The 17,503-nt window shown below is 70.4% G+C and carries 14 protein-coding genes and 1 pseudogene; 6 read left to right on the top strand and 9 right to left on the bottom strand.

All coding sequences use genetic code 11. The features are described 5' to 3' along the window. Window positions 1–223: 223 nt before the first annotated feature. The 5 genes from NXI30_05340 to NXI30_05320 all read left to right on the top strand — a co-directional run bounded on the left by NXI30_05340 (window position 224) and on the right by NXI30_05320 (window position 7,132). On the top strand, window positions 224–1,063 hold the full coding sequence (locus tag NXI30_05340) for an outer membrane lipoprotein-sorting protein (GenBank protein MCR9093618.1): 840 nt from the start codon (window positions 224–226) through the stop codon (window positions 1,061–1,063). A gap of 3 nt (window positions 1,064–1,066) precedes the next feature. Continuing rightward, window positions 1,067–2,542, top strand: coding sequence for a hypothetical protein (locus NXI30_05335; protein MCR9093617.1), 1,476 nt, complete (start codon window positions 1,067–1,069; stop codon window positions 2,540–2,542). Between the two features lie 297 nt (window positions 2,543–2,839). Then, entirely contained in the window at window positions 2,840–3,820 is a 981-nt protein-coding gene (locus tag NXI30_05330; protein ID MCR9093616.1) for a MoxR family ATPase, read from the top strand. Further along, complete coding sequence (locus NXI30_05325) at window positions 3,775–4,845, top strand: DUF58 domain-containing protein (GenBank protein ID MCR9093615.1); 1,071 nt, start codon at window positions 3,775–3,777, stop codon at window positions 4,843–4,845. Before NXI30_05330 ends, NXI30_05325 begins: the two co-directional genes overlap by 46 nt. A 19-nt stretch (window positions 4,846–4,864) precedes the next feature. Next, a complete protein-coding gene (locus tag NXI30_05320) occupies window positions 4,865–7,132 on the top strand; it encodes a DUF3488 and transglutaminase-like domain-containing protein (protein MCR9093614.1) in 2,268 nt (755 codons plus the stop codon). Between the two features lie 30 nt (window positions 7,133–7,162). Here NXI30_05320 and NXI30_05315 read toward each other — a convergent pair. The 6 genes and pseudogenes from NXI30_05315 to NXI30_05290 form a co-directional block, all read right to left on the bottom strand. After that, a pseudogene (locus NXI30_05315) lies at window positions 7,163–7,762 on the bottom strand (7-carboxy-7-deazaguanine synthase QueE). Between the two features lie 3 nt (window positions 7,763–7,765). After that, window positions 7,766–10,651, bottom strand: a complete 2,886-nt coding sequence (locus NXI30_05310; protein ID MCR9093613.1) for a hypothetical protein — start codon at window positions 10,649–10,651, stop codon at window positions 7,766–7,768. Between the two features lie 118 nt (window positions 10,652–10,769). Continuing rightward, window positions 10,770–11,120: a hypothetical protein gene (locus tag NXI30_05305; GenBank protein ID MCR9093612.1), complete on the bottom strand. Its 351-nt coding sequence runs from the start codon at window positions 11,118–11,120 to the stop codon at window positions 10,770–10,772. A 40-nt stretch (window positions 11,121–11,160) separates the two neighbouring features. Beyond that, the gene (locus tag NXI30_05300) at window positions 11,161–12,324 is read right to left on the bottom strand and encodes a hypothetical protein (protein MCR9093611.1); all 1,164 of its coding nucleotides are present in this window, start codon (window positions 12,322–12,324) and stop codon (window positions 11,161–11,163) included. 65 nt (window positions 12,325–12,389) lie between these two features. Further along, the gene (locus NXI30_05295; GenBank protein ID MCR9093610.1) at window positions 12,390–13,544 is read right to left on the bottom strand and encodes a deoxyguanosinetriphosphate triphosphohydrolase; all 1,155 of its coding nucleotides are present in this window, start codon (window positions 13,542–13,544) and stop codon (window positions 12,390–12,392) included. A gap of 48 nt (window positions 13,545–13,592) precedes the next feature. Continuing rightward, window positions 13,593–13,751 (bottom strand): hypothetical protein, encoded by a 159-nt coding sequence (locus NXI30_05290; GenBank protein MCR9093609.1) that lies wholly within the window; start codon window positions 13,749–13,751, stop codon window positions 13,593–13,595. A gap of 213 nt (window positions 13,752–13,964) precedes the next feature. Here NXI30_05290 and NXI30_05285 point away from each other — a divergent pair, with 213 nt between their 5' ends. Beyond that, a complete protein-coding gene (locus NXI30_05285) occupies window positions 13,965–15,095 on the top strand; it encodes an alanine--glyoxylate aminotransferase family protein (GenBank protein ID MCR9093608.1) in 1,131 nt (376 codons plus the stop codon). Between the two features lie 82 nt (window positions 15,096–15,177). On the opposite strand, the gene NXI30_05280 is transcribed toward NXI30_05285, so the two are convergent. The 3 genes from NXI30_05280 to NXI30_05270 form a co-directional block, all read right to left on the bottom strand. Next, window positions 15,178–15,912: a dienelactone hydrolase family protein gene (locus NXI30_05280; protein MCR9093607.1), complete on the bottom strand. Its 735-nt coding sequence runs from the start codon at window positions 15,910–15,912 to the stop codon at window positions 15,178–15,180. Between the two features lie 68 nt (window positions 15,913–15,980). Further along, a complete protein-coding gene (locus NXI30_05275; GenBank protein ID MCR9093606.1) occupies window positions 15,981–16,880 on the bottom strand; it encodes an alpha/beta hydrolase in 900 nt (299 codons plus the stop codon). After that, complete coding sequence (locus tag NXI30_05270) at window positions 16,870–17,454, bottom strand: tRNA-(ms[2]io[6]A)-hydroxylase (GenBank protein MCR9093605.1); 585 nt, start codon at window positions 17,452–17,454, stop codon at window positions 16,870–16,872. The genes NXI30_05275 and NXI30_05270 overlap by 11 nt, the downstream gene beginning before the upstream one ends. Between the last annotated feature and the right edge of the window lie 49 nt (window positions 17,455–17,503).

The raw sequence follows: 17,503 nt of genomic DNA, 5'->3' as shown, positions 1-17,503 counted from the left end.
GAGGCCCTCGGAGAGCACGACGCAACGATCGGTGGCGTCGAATCGAGGCGAACGCAACGATCCGAGGCGGCCCGGACGGCCGCGCCGACCGCCCTTTTCCGTGCGGCGGATCTGGGGTTTACTGCGGGCGGCTCCCCACTGTCCATTCGGCGCTCGTCGCCAGGCAGCCGCGCGCACCCCGCGCGCAGCACGATCCCGCGATCGCCCCGAAGGAGGAACGCTGATGCCCGGTCGAGTCCACGCCCAGCGCGGAGCGCTCGTCGCGCTCGCTCGCGTCACGCTCGTCGTCCTGGTCTTCTCGCTCGTCGCCTCGCCCGCGATGGCGGCCGACGACCCCAAGGCCCGCGAGATCATGACCGCGGTCGACGAGCGCGAAGACGGCGACAACCAGACGTCGAACATGCAGATGGTGCTGATCGACAAGCGGGGGAAGCAGCGCGTTCGCGAGCTCCGCAGCTTCCGCAAGGACAAGGACCCCGACGATCTGTCGATGATGTTCTTCCTGAGCCCCGCCGACGTCGAGGACACCGGATTCCTGACGTACGACTTCGACGACGCCGACCGCGACGACGACCAGTGGCTCTACCTGCCGGCCCTCAAGAAGACCAAGCGGATCGCCTCGAGCGACAAGAGCGGCAGCTTCATGGGCTCCGACTTTTCCTATGCGGACATGACGGAGCGGCCGCTCGAGAAGTATGAGTACGAGCTCCTCAAGGAAGGCGAGCTCGACGGCCACCCCGTCTGGATCATCCAGTCGACGCCGATCGACGACGACGAGATCGACGAGACGGGCTACACCAAGTCGATCCAGTTCGTCCGCAAGGACAACTACGTCGTCGTCCAGGCCAAGATCTGGGTCAAGAAGGGCAAGCGGAACAAGTACATGAAGGTCGAAGAGCTCGAGCAGATCGAAGGGATCTGGGTTCCGACGGTCATGACGATGACCACGAAGAAGGGCAAGCAGACCCTGCACAAGACGATCCTCCGAACGAGCGACGTCAAGTTCAACCAGGACCTGGACTTCGACATGTTCAGCGTCCGCGGGCTCGAGACCGGTCCCTGACGCGTGCGCGCTCCGATTGCCCTCTTCGTCGCCGTACTCCTTGCGGCGCCGCTGGCTGCCCTCGCCGAGGATGATCTCGACGACCTGATGGGCGGCTTCGACGACGACTTCGACGTCTCGATCATCGAGGACGACGAAGAAGCCGGCGCGCCAGGATGGCTGGTCGCGATCCCGGGCGGCGAGTGGGCCTGGGAGAACGTCGACGTGAGCGGGTCGATCGCCTCCGCCGCCGTCTGGAGCTACTTGAGCCGCACCGTCGCGGACAGCGTGGGTGGCGGCCGGCGGACGGACTACGACGGACTCTCGCGGCTCGACCTCGACGGGATGCTGCAGATCGACGTCCAGCTCCCGAGCGAATGGCAGGCCCGCGCCGAGCTGCTCGGATGGTACGACTTCAGCTACCACATCCGCGGCCGCGACAAGTTCAACGGCGCGGTCCTCGACGTCTACGAGTGGCAGGTCGACAGCGGCGAGGCCTACGTCGCCGGCCCGATCACGGAGAAGTTCGACCTCACGATCGGACGCAAGGTCGTCAACTGGGGACGCTCCGACACGTTCCGCGTCGTCGACGTCGTGAATCCGCTCGACAACAAGGAGCCGGGGCTCGTCGACATCGAAGACCTGCGTCGCCCACGCGCGATGGTCAAGCTCGACTACCAGAGCGGCCCATGGTCGGGACAGTTCCTGGTCATTCCCGAGCACCGCTACGACCGGAACGCGCCGCCGGGCAGCGACTTCATCCCCGACATCTTCACCGCGGGCCCGGGCGGCGGCCTCGGCGGTGGCGCGCCGATCGACGACCGCGACGACTGGACGGGAACCCCGAACTTCGCGGCAAAGTTCGACGGGCGGTTCAGCGGCTGGGACTTCTCCGTCTACGGCGCCTACATCGACGAGTCCAGCCGGGTCGTCGACCTGCAGGGCACCGGGATCAAGGCCGAGGCGAACCGCTACGGCATGGTCGGCGCTGCGGGGAACATCACGCGGGGCGCCTTTCTGTTCAAGGCGGAGATGGCCTACCTGATGGGCATCCGGACCTACCGCTTCGCCGTCCTCCCCGGTCCGCCCTTCTTCAACTTCCTGAACGAAGAGCGCGACCGCCTCGACACGATGGTCGGCATCGAGTGGTACGGCCCGGACCAGCTGACCGTCGCCGTCGAGGTCGTGAACCGTCACCTCTTCGACCATCCCGGCGGCACGACCGGCACCCGCGAACTCGTCGCGGCGGATCGGTTCGAGACCGCCATCCGGGTGACCCGCCCCTTCTTCCGCGAGCGCCTCGACATCACGCTCCTCGGCAGCGTTCTAGGCGAGCGAGCGCAGGACGGCGGGCTCTTTCGCGCCTCCGCGGAATACGAAGTCACCGACAGCCTCAAGGTCGAAGGCGGCTGGCTCGTCTTCTTCGACGGCCCCCGCCTCGGTCCCGGCGCCTTCGACTCGAACGACCGCGTCTACGGCGAGATCAAGTACAGCTTCTAGGTAGTCGCCTGCGGGCGCTCGGCGACGTTTTCTGCCCTGCCGCAAACGAGGCGCTGCGGGCGCTCGGCGACGTTTTCGGCTCTGCCGTGATCGAGGTGCTGCGGGCGCTTGGGACGTCGTTCGCGGGGCGGTGGGCCGCTTTCGGGGCGTTCGGTGAACTGCTCGCCGGTGGGCTGCGTCCAAGCTGCCGGTGCGTGATGCCGGATCGGCCGCCCGCCTCAGGGCAAGCGTCCCCCGCGCCGAATAGCAGGGGCGCGCACCCTTGCCCGGTCTGCGCAGAGGGGATTCCCACCGGTCATGCAGTCGAACGAGCAGCTCATCACCAGCCGCGAGGCCGCGTCGTCGATCACACGCTGGCAGGCCGAAGTCGAACGCGCCGTGCACGGGAAGTCCGAGGTCGTGCGGCGCGCGATCCTCTGCCTCGTCGCGCGGGGCCACGTGCTCCTCGACGACGTCCCGGGCGTCGGCAAGACGACCCTCGCCCAGGCGCTCGCGCGAACCATCGACGGCGAGTTCCGTCGCGTTCAGTTCACCAGCGACCTCCTGCCCGGCGACCTGCTCGGGATGACGATGCCCGAGGCGACCCAGCCCGGAGCCGCCCCCGCCTTCCGCTTCCAGCCGGGGCCGATCTTCGGGAACCTCGTGCTCGCCGACGAGGTGAACCGGGCCAGCCCCAAGACGCAGTCGGCCCTCCTCGAAGCGATGAGCGACGACACAGTCAGCGTCGACGGCGTGAGCCACGCCCTGCCCGACCCCTTCTTCGTGGTCGCCACGCAGAACCCCCTCGAGCACCACGGGACGCACCCGCTCCCGGAGAGTCAGCTCGATCGATTCCTCATGCGCCTGACCCTCGGCTACCCCGAGCGCGAGCACGAAGCGCGCGTCCTCTCCCTCGACCCGAGCGTCCACACGCTCCCGACCCTCGATCCCGTACTCAGCCTCGACGGACTTCGGCGCCTCCAGAGCGCAGCGGAAGCGGTCAAGCTCGAGGAGAGCGTCGTCGCCTATCTGCTCGACCTGGTCGCGGCGACCCGCGAACACGAGGCCCTCGCCCTCGGCGCGTCGACCCGCGGCGCCCTCGCCCTCCGCCGCGCGGCCCAGGCGAGTGCCCTCGCCGACGGGCGCGACTACTGCATCCCCGAAGACGTGCGCGAGCTCGCCGTCGACGTCCTGGCCCATCGGGTCGCCGCCCACACCCGCGCGGGCCTGTCCTCCGGCGCGGAGGAACCGCGATGGATCCTGAGCGAGATCGTCGACCGCGTCGCGGTCCCGCTCTGATTCGCGGTCCGGGCCTGCACGTGTCCCGTCGTCGCATCCGCGCTCCGCGAAGGCTCCGCGCGACCCGCGCAGGCTGGTGCTTCGTTGCCATCATCCTGGGCGTCGGGTTCGCGGCGCTGAACACGGGCAACAACCTGCTCTATCTCGTACTCGCACTGATGCTCTCGTTCCTCGTGCTCTCGGGCCTGCTCTCCGAGATGTCGCTTCGCGGGATCCGCATCGAACGCCGCCTGCCGAGCGAACTCTTCGCGCGCAGCGAGAACCGACTGGTCCTGCGCATCCACAACCGTCAGAAGCGCGCCACGGCCTTCGCCATCTCGCTCGAGGACCTGCTCGAGGCGCCCGACGGCCCCACCCTCGCGGGCCGCGCCTTCGCCCTCCGGATCGGTCCGAAGGAGCACGTCGATCGAAGCTACGCGTGGTCGCCCGAGGCCCGCGGCGACGTCCGCTTCGATCACGTCCGCGTCTCGACGCGCTTCCCCTTCGGCCTCTTCGTGAAATCCGCCGAGATCGACGCGCCCGCGCGGGCGCTCGTCTATCCCGAGGTGAGCGAAGTCCCCCTTCACGCCGACGAGACGACCGGCGACGAGAGCGACGAACGCGATGGGGCTTCGCGACGGGGCGACGACCTCGCCGGGCTCCGGGAGTTCGTTCCCGGTGACGGACTCGGCCGCGTCCATTGGCGCCGCAGCGTCCGCAGCGGACGGCTGCTGGTCGGCGAACGGGAAGGCGAAGCCTCGGGCGAGATCGAGGTGCTCGTCCGCGCCGCTGCGGGACAGCCCACCACCGCCATCGAGGACCGGATCCGCGTCGCCGCCTCCGAGGTCGTGGCCCACCTCGAAGCCGGCCTGCGCGTGGGCCTTCGCTCGCCGCGCGTTCGTATTCCGCCCTCGACCGGCCCGGCCCACCGGCGCGAGCTGCTCGGCTACCTCGCCCGCGTCACCGCCGGCGATCTGACCGCCCCGATCACGATCACGATCGAAGAAGAAGCGCTGCCGCAGTCCCTCGACGAGGAACGGGCATGACCCGACGCGAGGAGCGAGGATGACCCGACGCGAGTTCCGCGCCGAAGTCGATGCGCCGCGCCCGACCGCGGCGTGGTGGATGTCGCTGGTCGCCAGCGCCTCGCTCTGGCTGACCGAACAGCTGCCGTTCTGGGTCGTGGGTGTACAGCTCGTCACCTACGCGGTCAGCTACGGAACGCGCGACGACCCGCCCGCCTTCCGCAAGAGCCCGGTCTGGCTGAACGTCTTCATGTGCGGGATCACGACCGTCACGATCCGCTCCGCTCTGGACGGCAACCCCGCCACGATCTCCCTCGCCTACTTCACGTCCCTCGCCCAGGGACTCCAGCTCCTCGACGCCCGCCCCCGCAAGTCCGAGTTCGTACTCGTCGCCCTGTCGCTCTTCCAGGTGGTCCTGGCCTCGAACCTGACGGACAGCGTCTTCTTTCCGCCGCTGCTCGTGGTCTTCCTCGTGACGGTGACCTGGACGCTCCTCGTGCACACACTCGCGATCGAGGCCGCCGAAGCCGGGGACCCGGCCGCGGCCTCGCGGGTGATCACGCGCGACCTGCGTCGGACCACGATCCTCGCGACGATCGCCTCCCTGGTCCTGGCCGGGGTCCTCTTCGTGACGCTCCCGCGTCTGAAGGGCAATCTCATGCGCGGCGGGAGCGGTCCGGGCATCGCCCTCTCCGGCTTCAGCGACCGCGTCTCCCTCGGAACGGTCGGCCGGATCCGCAAGGACCAGAGCGTCGTACTCCGCGTGCAGGGCGCGACCGAGGACGCGCCGCTGCCGCCGCCGGATCAGGCCTACTGGCGCGGCCTCGCCTTCGACGCCTTCGACGGCCGGGACTGGTCGATCTCCCAGGAGGAGCGCGTGGCCAACCGTCGCCCGGTACCCGGCGTCGGCCGATTCGGGATCGTGCTCGACCCCGACGGGTACGAGACGGCGGAGCGTCTCGTCGCCCAGCGAATCCTCCGTGAGCCGGTCGAAGCGGGGGTCCTCTTCACGCCCGGAGACGCGCTCCGAATCGAGGGCCCGTTCCAGGGTCTCGAGCGCGATCGGAACGACGGGCTCTACCTGCCGGGCCGCGGCGACGAACGGATCCGGTACACGATCTGGAGTCGCCCCTCCGAGCGCGACGCCGTCCGCCTGCGCGCCGACGTCGCGTCGCCGCCGCTCGAGCCCCGACCCGGCGGGCCGCGTCCGGCGATGCGCTATCTCGCGCTCCCGTCCATCGACGATCGCATCCACGCGCGGGCTGCAGAGCTCGTCGCCGGCCAGGCCACCGACTTCGAACGCGCCCTCGCCCTCCGCGACGCGCTGCGCCGCGATGGCCGCTATACCGACGCGCCCCCGCCCCTCGGCGACGACGACGCGTCGCCGATCGAGGCGTTCCTGCTCGGCGAGCTCGAGGGCCACTGCGAGTACTTCGCGAGCGCGATGGTCGTCCTCGCTCGCAGCGCGGGACTCCCGGCCCGTCTCGTGAACGGGTTCGCCGGCGGCCTGCCGAACGAGGTCGGCGGCTTCGTCGAGGTCTCGCGCGCGGACGCCCACGCCTGGGTCGAGATCCACTTCGTCGACGCGGGCTGGGTCCGCTTCGACCCCACGCCGCCGGACCTGCGCCTGCGCGCCTCGGACGACCCGTCGCTCTGGCTCCGCATGGCCCAGCTCGGATCGGCGATCGAGCTCTGGTGGTTCCAGCGCGTCGTCGACTTCGACAGCGCCGATCAGATCGGCGCCCTGCGAGGACTCTGGCAGCGCTGGCGCCGGGACCGCAACCGCGAGGACGCGCCTTCGGACGGGCCCCGGGAGACGCCCTCGATCTCGAATCCGTTCGAGGGGCTGGATCCCGTCTTCGTCTTCGCGGGGATCGTCCTGCTCGCGGGGCTCGCCTCGTTCTGGCGACGCCCGCGCTCCGACGACGGACCGACGATCCCCGAGGCCTATCGCAAAGCCCTCGCGCTGCTCGCGCGGGCGGGTCTGCCCCGCGCCGAGACGACGCCGGCCCGCGCCTTCGCGAGCGAGGTCTCGACGCGCCTCTCGCCCGAAGGGGCGTCCGCCTTCGACCGGATCACCGCGGACTATCTGGCCGAACGCTTCGGCGCGCAGCCGGCGGGCGACCTCGCGGAGGCCCTCGCGTCCCTAGAGCACGCCATAGATCGGATGCGTCTGGGGGATCAGGCGCACGTCCTCGAGGACGGTCTCGGCGCGCGCGAGACAGGCCAGCAGTCGGTCCGGCCCGGGCATGGCGTCGACGCCGCCGGTGGGCGTGACCGGCTGGAGGACGAGCGGAATCTCGGTTGAGACCGCGGCGATCCGCTCGAGCATCGCGTGGAGCTCGTCGTCCCGGGTCGACGGCGTGAGGACCGCCTTCACGTAGACCGCCTCCGCCTTCCGCGCTACGCGCAGGAAGCGCTGGTGGGCATCGTGGAAGTCGAGTCCCTCGGGCCGAGGCACCCCGGGACCGGGCTGGACGTCGCTCGCGAGCTTCCAATCCATCGACACCAGGTCGATCACGTCGACGCAGCGCGCGAGGGCGTCCGCGTGCAGTCCGTGGGTCTCGAGATAGATCCGTCGCCCCCTCGCCGACAGCGTCCGCGCGAGCCGATCGACTGCCGCCGGTTGGAGCAGCGGCTCGCCGCCCGTCAGGCTGATCCAGGTCCGCGGCGTCGGCGCGAGGGCGTCGATCCGGTCCGCGAGGGCGGGGACGTCGATCGGATTGCGCAGGGTCTCGAAATCCTCGCTCCCCGGGCTCGTCTCGAAGCGTGCTTCGTCGACCGGGCGCCAGGTCCCGGGCGAATCGCACCAACGACATCGCAGGTCGCAGCCGCCGAAGCGGACGAACACCGTCGTCCGGCCGACCTCCGGCCCCTCGCCCTGCGCGGACGTGAAGACCTCGACGAGCGAGACCGACTGGCCGTCCTCGGAAGACACCGCCTATCGCTCGAGCAGCGAGCGACCCATCGCGATCTCGCCGACCACCTCTTCGAACCGCTCGGGATGCCGATCGACGTCCCGGACGCGGAAGCGGGAGACGTGATCCGCATCGGGTCGCGCTTCGACCCATTCGAGCTTGTCCGTCAGGTGCTCGGCGATCGCCATGTAGTCGAGGGCCCGCTTGCCGGTCGTCTCGTCGCCCGCGAACACGAAGACGTCGTCTCCAGCGGTCCGCGCGAGGGAGAGGCTTGCCTGATAGCGCTCGCGCAGCACACGCGAGACGAGGTGCACGTCGAGTCCGGCGTCGATGTCCGCGACCACGAGCACGTGTCCACCGAAGTGCACGAGCCGGAAGTCCCGCTCGGCCACCCAGGCGATCTCGGGCGGCGGCGGCGGGATCTCGACGAGCGAGGCCTCCTTCGCCAGGTCACTCGGACGCCCGGAGAGGAGCGATGCGATGTCGCCCCGGATGTCGCCGGTCTTCGTGGCGATCTCGGCGAGGCGATGTCGCCAGAGGCGTCCCCACCGCTCGAAGTCGTGCTGCGTGAACCGTCCGGTCGCGAGATCGACGAGCTTGTCCGAGAAACGACTGCGCCGGCTGCAGGTCTCGAGGACCAGCGGCAGCGTGCTGTCGCCGCCGTCGCCTCCGAGGATCGCCTCCGCACCGATCGACGACCGCATCGCCGCGAGATCCTCCGGCGGCCACGCGCCCCGGTCGAACCAGGTGAGCCGGCCGCGATAGAGCGAGGCCGCCTGGATCACGTCGTGGGAGGGCTTGGGCGAGAAGCCCACCACGAAGATCGGCGTGTCGTCGCGCAGGTCCGTCGCGATGCTCCGGAAGAAGGTCATCAGGTCTTCCTGGGGATAGACCCAGAGACCGTCGAGCTGACGGATGTCGCGAGCGAGCAGGATCGCCGCGATCAGCGAGTCCGGATCCGCGTGGACCAGGATCGCCGAGCGCTTTCGAGGCGCCGGGCGGTCGTCGTCGTCGTCCCCGCGCCGCGCGCGCCGCCGCGACTCTCGCTCCGCCCGCGCCGCGGCCGAATCGTCTTCGTCGTCCTCTTCGTCGTCGTCGTAGTCGGCGCTCCCGCCCGTCGCCGGAAAGTCCGGCACGTCGTCGGGCAGGCGCGCGAGGATCTCCGAGAGATCGTCCGCATCCACCAGATCGTCGTCGTTCACCGCATCGGACGGATCGTCGTCCCCCGCGGATTCGCCGTCGTCCTGCTCGTCGGCCGAAGCCGCCGCACGGCGCTCCCCGCCGCGCCGGCCGCGTCGGCGACCGCGTCGACGGCCGCGCTCGCCGGAGCCGCCGTCCGCCTCCTCGGCGTTCTCGTCGTCCGCATCTGGACCTTCGTCGAGATCCATCAGCGACACTTCCTCGAACCGACGCTTGCGGCGGCCGCCGCTTCGGCCTTCGTCGCCTTCGCGGGCCGACGCCTCGGCGTCCCCGTTCTCGCCGGCATCCGGGGCATCCCCGGCGTCGCCGCCGCGTCCACCGCGCCGCGAGCGCCGTCTTCGGCGGCCGCGTCGACCACCATCCTCGCCCTCGCCGTCCGCGCGGGCCGCCCCCCGGCTCTCGCCGTCGCCGCTCGCCTCGGCCTCTCCGTCGCCGCCGTCGTCGTCGTCGGCCTTCTCGGCGTTCGCGCCACGGCCCTCTCCGGCGCTGCGCCCCCGGCCCCCGCGCCGCCGACCGCGCCGCGCCGGTCGGGACTCGGCGCCGTCACCGGCCGACCGCGAGACGAGATCCACGCCCGAACCGGCTTCGCCGGACACCGCACGCAGCTCGTAGGGGACGACGAGCGCCGACAGGGCGCGCTCGAGGCCGTCGCTGAAGCGCTGGGCCGTCAGCAGGAGGCGGGGCGTGCCGAGCTTGAGCGGCGGGGCCGTCTCCGTGAAGAGCACCGGCAGGAGCGACTCGATCTGACCGAGCGATTCGAGGACCGCCCCGAGCGAGCGCCAGTCGAGCTCTTCCCGTACGGCCACGACCACCGGGTCGCCGGATTCGTTGATCCCGACGCCGTCGACCGCATCGAGGTCCGCGCCCGGCTGCGGCCAGGGACGGACGCCCCGCAGCTCGCTCCCCGCCGCGAGCTGGCCGATCACCCGGCCGCGCAGCCCTTCCTCGCCTTCGCGCACCTTTCGGTCGTTGAGACGGCGGCGGAGCTGCCCTTCGAGTCCATCGAGCGCACCGGCGAGATCCGCGCCGGAGAGCGGCGTCGTCGAGCGGCCCCCGATCTGGATCTCGAGCACCGCGCTCTCGCCATCGGCGCGGATCTCCGCCACGCGCCGCGCCAGCACCACGAGCTCGAGTCGGTCCACGCCGACCCGGACGCAGCCACCGTGCTTCGCCGCGAGCCCTTCGAGCGCCGCGGCGGCGCGACTGAAGGCCGAGCGGGATTCGGAAGAGACCATGCGCGACGCGAGCTGGGCGGCGCTGCTCGCAAGGATCCGCGGCGCCGGCTCGGCTTCCACGACCACGCGTCCCTCCGTCAGCCCCGGGGCCGCGACCGGCTCCACGGTGTAGGGCGTGCGGCCGATCAGGCCGAGCACGCGACGCGCGCCGGCGGGCCATTGGGGGGCCACGATCAGCAGCTCGCCGGAGAACGCCTCGGACTCGGCCGCGCGCTGCGCCGCGGCGAGGCCGCCGATCATCGCCTCGGTCGCCGAGGCCGGCGAGAAGGCCACCAGGACCGCGGAGCCGTCGGCGCGGGCGCCCTTGCCGATCGCAGCGACGGTGTCCGGCACGCCGGCTTCCGTCCAGGGCTCGAGCGATTCGGTCTCGACGATGCCCTTCTCGGCGATCTTCGGCAGCCACTCGCTCGCATCGATCGCGCTCGCCTTGCCTCCGCCGTCTGCGCGGCGCTTTCTCGAGAATCTCTTCATCATTCCGGTTCGTTTCCTCTGGCCGCGGGGCGCGCAGGGCGCTGCACCCGGGGCCGCGATGGGATCAGCGGCCGTCTCGTTCGTATCGACGTCGCGCGGGAGCGGGCCCCTCCGGGCCGGATCACTCGGGCGCGAGGTCCACCGCCGTCAGGGCGAGCGCCCCGCTCTCGATGAGCGTGGACGTCGCATCCTGGACGACGCGTTGGAGATCTCCGTAGAGCCGGTCCTGAGCGAGCACGGCCGGCAGCTGATCCTCTTGATTGGCGAATTCCAGCACGATGCCGCCGACGAGTTTGCGGTCGGTGCGCACGTGCTTCACAACGCGATTCCATCGATCGACTGGGATCTCCAGCCGAAAATCCTTGAAGTCCCGCCAGTCCTCCGGCAGCTCTTCCTTTTCCAGTGACAGCACGACCTCGCCCGCAGTCTTCGAGAGCGAGGCGCGCCAATGTCGGTTCTGTGAGAGCAGCATGCGCTCACCTCATTCCGGGCCCGCGGGCCCGGTGTGTTCTTCAGTCTTCGTCGGCCAATGCGTCTTCGACGATCACGCGAAGACTTCCCAGGAAGGGCTCGAAGAGCGACTCGACCCGCGCACGGGTGAACGCGAGCGCCGAAGCGCGGTCCTCGGCGATCGCACCCGAGACCGCGAGCAGCGCCCTCGCTCCGTCTTCGTTTCCTTCCTGAGCTCGGACCCAGGCCAGCTCGTCGAGGTTCCGCGCGAGCAGGGCCCCGTCCGTCTCTTGCAGGAGCGCCTCCGCGACCTCGTCGATCCAGGCGTCGATCGCGCTCCCGCGCGCGTCGCCCTCGAGTCCTTCGACGGCCTCGCGTCCCTTGTCCATCCAGTCGCCGACCCAGGCCGTCGCCGGCGGCCACGGCCCGAGCGCGCCGGCCTTCACCTCGGCACACAGGGCTTCGATCCCCGCCGCGCGATCCCCCTCACCGAGGGCGGACCGGATCTGCTCGCCCGGCGTCGATTCCTTCTCGAGGGCATCGTCGAAGAGACGCGAGCGCCACTCGACGTACGCGGAGGGCAGCGGCCGATCGACGGGTTGCGCGTTCGCGGCGCGCCAGATCAGCGCCCGGAGCGCGTCGCGCTCGACCTCGAAGAGACGTCGGCCGGAGGTCTCCGTCAGGCTCTTGAGGAATCCGCGGACCTTGCTGCGGCCGGCGTTGTAGATCTTGAAGTCGAGGAGGCCTCGCCCCTCGTCGAAGCGGATCTCGAAGAGCCGCGCGCCCCCCGACGGATGACTGTCGACGAGATAGCCCATGCGCGCGCCCCGGAAATCGGGCTGGGAGACGTGGGCCGCCTGCCAGCGATCCGTGTTCGTGACGACGCCCTTGCGTGTCGTCGGCGGGGCCGTTTCGGCGGCGACCTCGACGCCCGCCGAGCGAAGGCGATGGCGCGCCTTGCGCAGGAGCTTGCGTCCGGCCTTGCCGATCCCACCATCCTCGACGGAGAGGATCGCGCGGATGCCGGCGTCCGCCTCCCCCCAGGCCTCGATCAGCTCGGCGCCGTCGTCGGGTTCCTGATCGAGCATCCATCCGAGCAGCTGGGTCGCTTCGGATGCGTCGCACTCGTCGAGCAGGCGGTGGGGATCTCCGTTGGCAGGGCGAATCTTGTCGGCCAGCGCGGCCAGCTCGCTGGCGGCGCGTTCGAGGCTCTCCGGAAGGCTCATCGTTCGTTTCGGTCCAAGCGGCGCGCCTCGCTTCACGAGGGCGCCGTGTTAGGCAGCGTGACGGGTCAGGGCGCGTGGGGATCGAGCAGCTTCTGGTGCTCGTCCATGGCGAACGGGTCCGTCATCCCTGCAATGTAGTCCGAGATGGCCCGAAGCTCGCCCTCCCGCGGAAAGCGGGTCCGCACGTTCGCGGGGAGCAGCATCGGGTCGTCCCGGTAGGTCTTGAAGAGGTCGCCCACGATCCACTCCGCCTTGCGCGTACGCCGGAGCACGTGGGGATGGTGGTAGAAGTTCTGCGAAAGGAAGCTCTTGAGCTCCCGTTTCGCGAGGTCGACGTCGGGGGAGAACCCGACGAGCGGGGCTTCGCGGGTCCGCAGCGCCGCCAGGGACGCCGGGGGGTCCGCGTCGAGGCGGCGCGAAGTCTCGGTGATCAGGTCGGTGTTCAGCGTGTCGAGGAGCGCCCCGATCTTCTGGGTCCGCGTGACCGAGAACGAATCGTCGGCCCCGAGCTCCGCCCGCCGGCTGGCCTGGGCGCGCTTCCAGAGGTCCTGGCTCTCGAGCATGTCGAGGGAGAGCAGCCCGCTGCGCAGGCCGTCGTCGAGATCGTGATGGAGATAGGCGATCTCGTCGGCGCAGTCCGCGACCTGGGCTTCGAGGGTCCGCTGGGCATGGAGCGGGGGCAGCTCGACCGGGTGGCTCCACGGGCAGCCGTGTTTGAGGATCCCCTCGCGGAGCTCGGCGGTCAGATTCAGGCCGCTGAAGTCCGGGTAGCGGTCTTCCAGCAGATCGACGATCCGGAGGCTCTGGCGGTTGTGGTCGAAGCCACCGTGCTCCTCCATCAACTCGGCCAGGACGGCTTCGCCGGCGTGACCGAAGGGCGTGTGCCCGAGGTCGTGGGCCAACACGATCCCTTCGGCGAGGTCTTCGTTCAGGCGCAGCGCTCGAGCGATCGTCCGCGCGACCTGGGCCGCCTCGATCGTGTGCGTGAGCCGGTTGCGGTAGTGGTCGTTCTCCAGGTGGACGAAGACCTGGGTCTTGAACTCGAGGCGGCGGAAGGCACGGGCGTGAACGAGGCGATCGCGATCCCGCTGAAAGGCTGTCCGATAGACATGGGGCGGCTCGTCGACGAGTCGCCCGACGGAATCCGCGGCACAGGTCGCCCAGGGAGCGAGTCCGCGCCGTTCGTCCTCCTCGTATGTCTCCCGTGTTCGAAAGCCCATCGTGGATGGGACCTCAGTTGCCAGAGAGAGGCGCCGCCTCGTCTGGTTTCAGTCTTCGCGCAGCAGCCGGTCCATCTCTTCACGGCTCTTCGCGTCGATGTGGTCGAGCGCCGGTCGATCCCCGGCGTCGGTCGTGATGAGCAGATAGAAGGCGATTCCGGCGACGAGCAATGCGCCGCCCACGACGATCCAAACGGTCCTGGCCATCCCCGAAAGCCCCCCCGGCTCGAGCTGGTCTTCCGCCGGACCGGCTGACTCTCTACGCGGCCCGGCGACATGGATGCGATCTGGTGCGGGTAGGAACCGCGGCCCCTGGGCCTCCCTGGGGGGCACGCCCAACACTACCGGGCACGCCCGGGCCATGTCAACTCGTGAGCGCTGGGCCTCGGTCCGAGGGGGACAGCCGCTACCCTGCCCGCCATGTCGATCCTGAGAACGCTTCCCGAACGCCTGCTTCTGGGCCCCGGCCCCTCGAACGCCCACCCCTCGGTCCTCGAGGCGATGAGCCGGCCGCTGCTCGGCCACCTCGACCCCGAGTTCATCGCCCTGCTCGACCGCGTGAAGGACGGACTCCGGACGGTCTTCGGGACCGCGAACGCGATGACGCTGCCGATCTCCGCGACGGGCAGCGCCGGGATGGAGGCCGCGCTGGTCAACCTGCTCGAGCCCGGCGACCCGGTGGTGATCGGCGTGAACGGCGTCTTCGGGGGCCGCATGGCCGAGGTCTGCCGGCGCGCCGGCGCCGCGGTCACGACCGTCGAGGCGGAATGGGGCACGACGCTGGATCCGAACGCGATGGCGGAGGCGATCGACCGCGTCCGGCCGCGGGTCGTCTCTTTCGTTCACGCGGAGACGTCGACGGGGGTCTGCCAGCCCGTCGAGGCGATCTCCCAGGCCGCGCGGGACGCGGGCGCGATGGTCGTCCTCGACTGCGTGACCTCCCTGGCCGGCCGGCCGGTGGAGCTCGACGCGTGGGGAATCGATTCGGCGTACAGCGGTACCCAGAAATGTCTGTCGTGCCCGCCGGGTCTCTCGCCGGTCTCCTTCTCCGATCGCGCCATCGAATCCGTGAAGGCGCGCAAGACGCCGGTCCAGAGCTGGTTCCTCGACCTGTCGCTCCTCGCCGGATACTACGTGGCCGGACAGGGGGGCGAGAAACGCGTCTACCACCACACCGCCCCGATCACCGCGACCTACGGCCTCGCCGCCGGCCTCGACGTGATCCTCGACGAAGGCCTCCCGGCTCGGTACGACCGACACGAGGCCGCCGCGGCGCGCCTCGTCGAAGGGCTCGAGCCCCTCGGCTTCACCCCGCTCGTCGACGCGGCGAACCGCCTGCCGATGCTCACCTCCGTCCGCCTGCCCGACCGCGTGAACGCGCTCGGGGAAGGCGCCGTCCGCGGACGCCTGCTCGGCGAATTCGGCATCGAAGTCGGCGCCGGCCTCGGCCCGCTCGCCGGCGAGATCTGGCGCATCGGCCTGATGGGCGAGAACGCGCGCCCCGAGCCCGTCGATCGACTGATCGAGGCGCTGCACAAGATCCTGGGCTGACTGACATGCGACCTTGGGCGCCCCGGCGCCTTCGTTGCCGCGTGCCCCTCAGGCGACGCCCAGCGGAAACGCGCGCGGGGGCCTAGCGAAGCTCGCTGGAGAAGAGCGCCTTCGTCTTCTCCCAGGCGTCCTTCGCGCTGGCCTCGTGGTAGGTGCCGCGCTGGTCGCAGTGGAAGCCGTGGTCCGCGTCGTAGATGTGGACCTCGTGGTCGGTGCCATTCTCGGCGAGGGACGCCTTGATCGCCTCGACCTGGTCCGCGGGGATCAGCGCATCCTGGCTCCCGAAATAGCAGTTGAGCTTGCCGCGGATCTTCCCCGTGCGGGTGAGCGTGCCGGGCGCGCCGCCGGGCCCCTCCGGCGCGGCGATGCCGCCGCCGTAGTACGAGGCGGCCGCGGCCACGTCGGTCTCGCACGCGGTCAGATAGGTCATGTGACCTCCGATGCAGAAGCCCATCACGCCGATCTTGTCCGTCGTGTCGTCGCGGCCGCGGAGATAGGCGACCGCGTCCTTCGCGTCCGCGATCATCTGATCGGCGACGAGGGCGTTCAAGTGTTTGAAGCCCTCCTCGAAGCCCGCGTCGTCGTAGCCCAGGTTCAGGCCGGCACCCGTGCGGTGGAAGAAGTCGGGGGCGAGCGCGACGTAGCCCTCGGCGGCGACGCGTCGGGTCACGTCCCGGATGTGATCGTTCACGCCGAAGATCTCCATCCAGACGACGACGCCGGGGGCCGGTCCTCCTCCTTCGGGAAGCGCGAGATAGGCGTTCATCGTCTCGCCGCCGCTGGTCGTGATCTGGATGTCCTCGGTCGCTCCACTCATCGTCGTTCCCCTCGAGGTCCGAGCGCCGCACGCGCTCGGTGGACGCCGTCGGGCGCCCCGGTTCGTCTTCAGTTCGCGTCGCCCTGCCCGACCTGCTCGAGGCCGCTGAGATGGGTCTCGAGCGCTTCGAGGAAGGCGGCGCGATTCTCCTGATGCGGATGATGCTCCGCGCCGTCGATCGTGATGCGGCGCGCGGCGGGCAGATGTTGCTCGAAGAGATCGGCTCCAGGCAACCACTCGTGGTCCTGTGCGCCCACCAGCACGAGGGCAGGCATCTCCACTTCGCGCAACTGCGCGACCAGGGACTCGGACTCGAAGAACGTGGCCCCGACCTCGCGGTAGCTTTCCGGGGTCATCGACGCGTGTCGCCGGCGATGGTGGGCGTAGTAGCGCTCGACGTCTCCCCAGGCCGCGAGCCCGGGAAAGGGGTCGTTGCGCATCGCCCGCTCGGCGAGGGGAATGAGCCCGTCCATCCCGCGCTCCGCGCTGATCGCGACGGCCGCCTGCCAGCCCGTCGGGTCCATCGCGGACGGGGTCTCCGGCGCCGTGCACATCAGAACGAGGGAGCGGATCCGTTCCGGCGCCCGGAGGGCCGTCCGCAACGCCACGAACCCGCCGACCGAATGACCGAGCAGGTCGATCCGCTCGAGCCCCATCGCATCCAGGAAGGCCAGCAAATCGTTCACGAGCTGCTCGAAGGACCAGCCCAAAGCCCCCGGTCCCGTTTCCGAATCCCCGTGCCCCCGGAGATCGGGCGCCAGCACGCGCCGCCGCTCGCCCAGGGTCGGCAGGATCCCGATGAAATCGTCGCGGTGCCCCGTGAAGCCATGGAGGATCACCAGCGCGGGCTCGCCGTCCCCCGCTTCGTGATACGCGACGCGTCCCTCGGCAGTCCCGACGAAGCGAGGGGAGCTCTCGTCGAGCCCCGTGGCGGGACGCGGCCCGTCGGACGGCGCCTCAGCCGGCATGCAGCCTCACCCACTCGCAGGGCGCCCCGACCACCTCGGCCTCGTGCCGACCGATCTCGTCGAGACGCGCTTCGGCGGCCGCCCGCCCGACGAGCTCGCTCGCGAGCGCGAGGTAGATCCCGTGGTGGCGGGCCTCGCTCGCGAGCAGCGAGGAATAGAGTCCACGAGCATCCCGATCGGCGTCTCCGAGGCCCTCGGCCAGCAGCTGGAAGCGCTCGCAGCTGCGGGCCTCGATCAGTGCGGACACGCAGAGCAGATCCAGCAACCGGTCGGGCTCGTCGCGACGCACCTTCGCGTGCAGCGCCATGCCGTAGGGACTCGGTCGGATCGTCTGGTACTTCACGCCGCGCGCGTCGAGGATCGAGAGCACCTGCTGGAAGTGTTCGAGCTCCTCGCGGGCGAGCTCCGCGAGGGGTTCCTGCAGGAACCGGTGATGGGGATACGCGAAGAGCAGCTTGATCGCCGCGCCCGCCGCCTTCTTCTCGCAGTGCGCATGGTCGAGCAGCACGTCGTCGAGATTGGACGCGGCGCGGGGCAGCCAGTCGGGGTCGGTTTCGGAGGCGAGGTGGAGCACGGCGCGGGAGTCTACCAGTCGCGACGGGCGGAGTCCGTCCCGCAGCAGC

The sequence above is a fragment of the bacterium genome (assembly GCA_024742285.1).
In the GTDB taxonomy this organism is placed as follows: Bacteria; Myxococcota_A; UBA9160; order UBA9160; family UBA4427; genus UBA4427.
This window is presented reverse-complemented; position numbering and strand designations above follow the sequence as displayed.

Coding starts and splice junctions, on each gene's coding strand:
- NXI30_05305 (MCR9093612.1), bottom strand. CDS start 11,120: ATGCTGCTCTCACAGAACCGACATTGGCGCGCCTCGCTCTCGAAGACT.
- NXI30_05295 (MCR9093610.1), bottom strand. CDS start 13,544: ATGGGCTTTCGAACACGGGAGACATACGAGGAGGACGAACGGCGCGGA.
- NXI30_05300 (MCR9093611.1), bottom strand. CDS start 12,324: ATGAGCCTTCCGGAGAGCCTCGAACGCGCCGCCAGCGAGCTGGCCGCG.
- NXI30_05290 (MCR9093609.1), bottom strand. CDS start 13,751: ATGGCCAGGACCGTTTGGATCGTCGTGGGCGGCGCATTGCTCGTCGCC.
- NXI30_05340 (MCR9093618.1), top strand. CDS start 224: ATGCCCGGTCGAGTCCACGCCCAGCGCGGAGCGCTCGTCGCGCTCGCT.
- NXI30_05285 (MCR9093608.1), top strand. CDS start 13,965: ATGTCGATCCTGAGAACGCTTCCCGAACGCCTGCTTCTGGGCCCCGGC.
- NXI30_05275 (MCR9093606.1), bottom strand. CDS start 16,880: ATGCCGGCTGAGGCGCCGTCCGACGGGCCGCGTCCCGCCACGGGGCTC.
- NXI30_05330 (MCR9093616.1), top strand. CDS start 2,840: ATGCAGTCGAACGAGCAGCTCATCACCAGCCGCGAGGCCGCGTCGTCG.
- NXI30_05325 (MCR9093615.1), top strand. CDS start 3,775: ATGGATCCTGAGCGAGATCGTCGACCGCGTCGCGGTCCCGCTCTGATT.
- NXI30_05320 (MCR9093614.1), top strand. CDS start 4,865: ATGACCCGACGCGAGTTCCGCGCCGAAGTCGATGCGCCGCGCCCGACC.
- NXI30_05310 (MCR9093613.1), bottom strand. CDS start 10,651: ATGATGAAGAGATTCTCGAGAAAGCGCCGCGCAGACGGCGGAGGCAAG.
- NXI30_05280 (MCR9093607.1), bottom strand. CDS start 15,912: ATGAGTGGAGCGACCGAGGACATCCAGATCACGACCAGCGGCGGCGAG.